Annotated in this window: 1 protein-coding gene and 1 riboswitch; the gene reads right to left on the bottom strand. The window is 34.7% G+C overall.

All coding sequences use genetic code 11. The annotated features are described in order from the left end of the window. Positions 1–238 precede the first annotated feature (238 nt). Positions 239–440, top strand: a riboswitch (cobalamin riboswitch). Positions 441–870: 430 nt separating this feature from the next. Beyond that, a complete protein-coding gene (locus tag HGC4_RS03220) occupies positions 871–3,093 on the bottom strand; it encodes a TonB-dependent receptor (protein ID WP_050708683.1) in 2,223 nt (740 codons plus the stop codon). Between the last annotated feature and the right edge of the window lie 144 nt (positions 3,094–3,237).

Genomic DNA, 3,237 nt, shown 5'->3' on the forward strand with positions numbered 1-3,237 from the left:
CCTTATTTATCTCCCCCTCTTCGTCAATTATACCTATTCAGGTAAAACATTACGGACATTGACCTTATTTTTTTTAATAAATAGACAAATAAGAATCATTTGTCTCTCTTTTTAGCCTAGTTTCCACTTGTATAAACCATGTGTAAACCAAAAAATCTAAAGTTTACCTATACTCTGGAATAGTATTACTCATAAATTACAATATAAATAATTATTATCTAATATAAATATATCTTATATCCTTACATCCAGTTTTGGTGTTATTACATCCGCATCTTCGGATTAATAATTAAAAGGGAATCAGGTGTAAATCCTGAACAGACCCGTTGCTGTAAGCTTCGACAAAGTCTTTAAACAATACTCAAGCCACTGTTCTATAAAGAATGGGAAGGACGTTTAAAGAGGAAGTCAGAAGACCTGCCAAAAAATATAGTTTAAAGCTTTCTTGGAATAGAGCTAAAGAACATTACAAGTAAAAAATCTCCCCATTTTCGAAGGAAGGCATTTTTTATCTGAGTGTATTTCTTTTGTGTTTTTACGCTGTTCTGGATTTAAATACGGATAAACTGACAATATTGGACTTAACTTATAATGAGGGGACTTTCTCTCAAAGATCAATTGTACTGGGTAAAAAAGCTTATATTGGAGTAAATCCAAAGAGTCAATCCCCTGCAGTCTATATCTACGATATCACTTCCGGAAAATTAGATAAAGGCTTAACTATTACTGAAGGTTATTCTTTTGATAGAATATAAATATTGCCGTATTCCATTTTTCAACAATGAAAAGAATACGGCAATATTTTATATACAGTATGCTAAATTGCTATTCTTTATCTAGATATTAGCTTTGATTTGTGTATCAGTTGTATTAAAAACTATATGCAATACGTGTTCTCAAAAAGAAAGGAGTACCGGGTGTAAAATGTATTTCCTCTACACTTGTGGCTTCATTCTGTAATCTCGATTCTGTTGCAAATTGAGTTTCTTTCCATTTTGTATCAAACAGATTTTCTATACTCATTCCAACAAGTAACCCTTTATACTGATAATTGAGATTGACATCAAAGATGGCAAAGCCATCTGCCATTATTGATTTATCTTCGTTTGCAGGACGATTATTCATGAAACGAAACCTTAAACTTCCCGAAAAACCATTCCAATTGTTTAAACCCAATCCTGCTGTACTTGTAAAATCGGGAGCTAGTGGTATATAATTTTCTCCCTTGGGTTCGTCAATACTACGAGCAAAGGCATAATTGGCATCCACATCAAAAAATAACCAGTTGTTCAATTGATACCGTATTCCGAGATCAGCACCCATTCTTCGGCTTTTTCCACTAGGTTCTATAATTCCGGCATCACCAACATACACAAACTCCTGTTCTGAAAACAAATACCACAATGCACTATTGACTATTAGACGTGGAAGAGGTTTCCAGATACTTCCCAAATCGGATCCGAAAACTCGGGGAACCGTTTTTTTATCCTTATCAGCCACAACTACACGGGTATCGTTAGAATGAAATCCAAGTCCCGATTTAAGATAAAATTGTAGGTTATCACTTTCACTGTATATGAAATTTAACTTAGGAGATACTAATGTTTTCTGGACGCCTTTGTTTTTATAAACAGTATCCAATCTGTCTTGATAATTGAATTGGAATTGATCTATCCGAAGGGCAGGTGCTATCGTCAATTTTCCTAATTCAAACTGAGCATTTGCATAGGCAAATATATTCGATTGATCTATGTCGCCAAGCATTACATGAGAAAGAGTAATGTAGCGCTCTTTGGTTCTTGATAGTTCTGAGCCTTTAGTGGCATCAGCTCGAAAACCAACGCCCCCTTGTATAGATGTTTTTACGTCTCCCAGATCGAGAGTCTTACCCCATTCTGTATTAAGTCCAAAAATGTCTCGGTTTTCTTTTTGTCTGATCTGATCTCCATTTATAGGATCTTCCAGAAAGAAAGTAAAATTAGAGTACAATTCAAATTTATATTTGCTATAAAATGTATTCGCTTTGAAGTAAGTATTGTCATCAATTGCTTTAAAATAAGCCGCATTTATATTTGTGCGCGAAGTGTTTCCTCCTTCAGTATCATCCACTGCTCCAAACCACGAAATAGTACCGTCATTAACAAGACGTAGGGGTATTTGACCTGAAGCATCCCATTTACTGGTGAAGTGAGATACGGTTAAAGAAAACTTGCTATTATCGTTGAATCGCGAAGTATATTTTCCGAAAAGATTTATTCTTTTGAAGTTTTGAGGGGCATCAAAAGGACCATCAGTTAGCAGATATTCAGTTGCAATATAAGCATCTTGATTAGCCTTATCCTGGTCTAGGATATTAAACATACCAATAATCCGTTTGGTATTAAACATACCGAGTTCTACACCTACACTACTTTTGTCGAGTTTTTCTTTCGTTTTAAAAGCAACATAACCGGCTGTTGCAAAATCTCCTTTATCTGCATAATAAGGCCCTTTTCCGAAATCTATTTTATCTACAGTTTCAGGTATTAAAAAATGTAGGTCTGCATAACCTTGTCCATGCGCATGAGATACCATATTAACGGGTATCCCATCTACAGATATAGCTATATCCGTTCCATGATCGAGATCGAAACCACGTAAGAATAGCTGTTCTGCTTTACCTCCTCCGGCATGTTGTCCAATAAATAATCCGGGAACTTTTCGTAATAATTCTTGCGAAGAGTTTACCGGAATTACTTTGAGGTCGATAGCTGTTATAAAATTTAATCCTGCAAGTTTGGGATGTATAACCACTTCTTCTAAGCGAAGAACATCTTCATCCAGAACCACAGTTTCTGTCTCCGATAAGTTTGCTTTTATTTCGAGGGTTTTGTATCCTAATCCTCCAATTGATAGAATATCATTTTGATTTGTTTTATCTAAGGTAAACACCCCGAATTCATTACTATGAGTGTGCTCATTCGTTCGTGCATTAAAAATCTGAACTCCTTCGATAGGCTTGCCAATAGAGTTCGTTATCTTGCCTTTAGCAGTTTGCCCTAATGCTGTTACAGTAATTATAAAATATAAGAATATAAGAATTACAGATTTCATAATGTATATGATGACATTAAGTCAAATCTGAAATACTCTGAATCTTCATCCTTGATTAATACTCAGACTGAGCGATAGAAGAATATTTTGGAAAATTTAAACTTAGCAAAACAAAAAAACATTTCACTTAGCAAACATCCAAAT

The organism is Dysgonomonas sp. HGC4, from assembly GCF_001261715.1.
Classification (GTDB): domain Bacteria; phylum Bacteroidota; class Bacteroidia; order Bacteroidales; family Dysgonomonadaceae; genus Dysgonomonas_A.

Coding starts and splice junctions, on each gene's coding strand:
- HGC4_RS03220 (WP_050708683.1), bottom strand. CDS start 3,093: ATGAAATCTGTAATTCTTATATTCTTATATTTTATAATTACTGTAACA.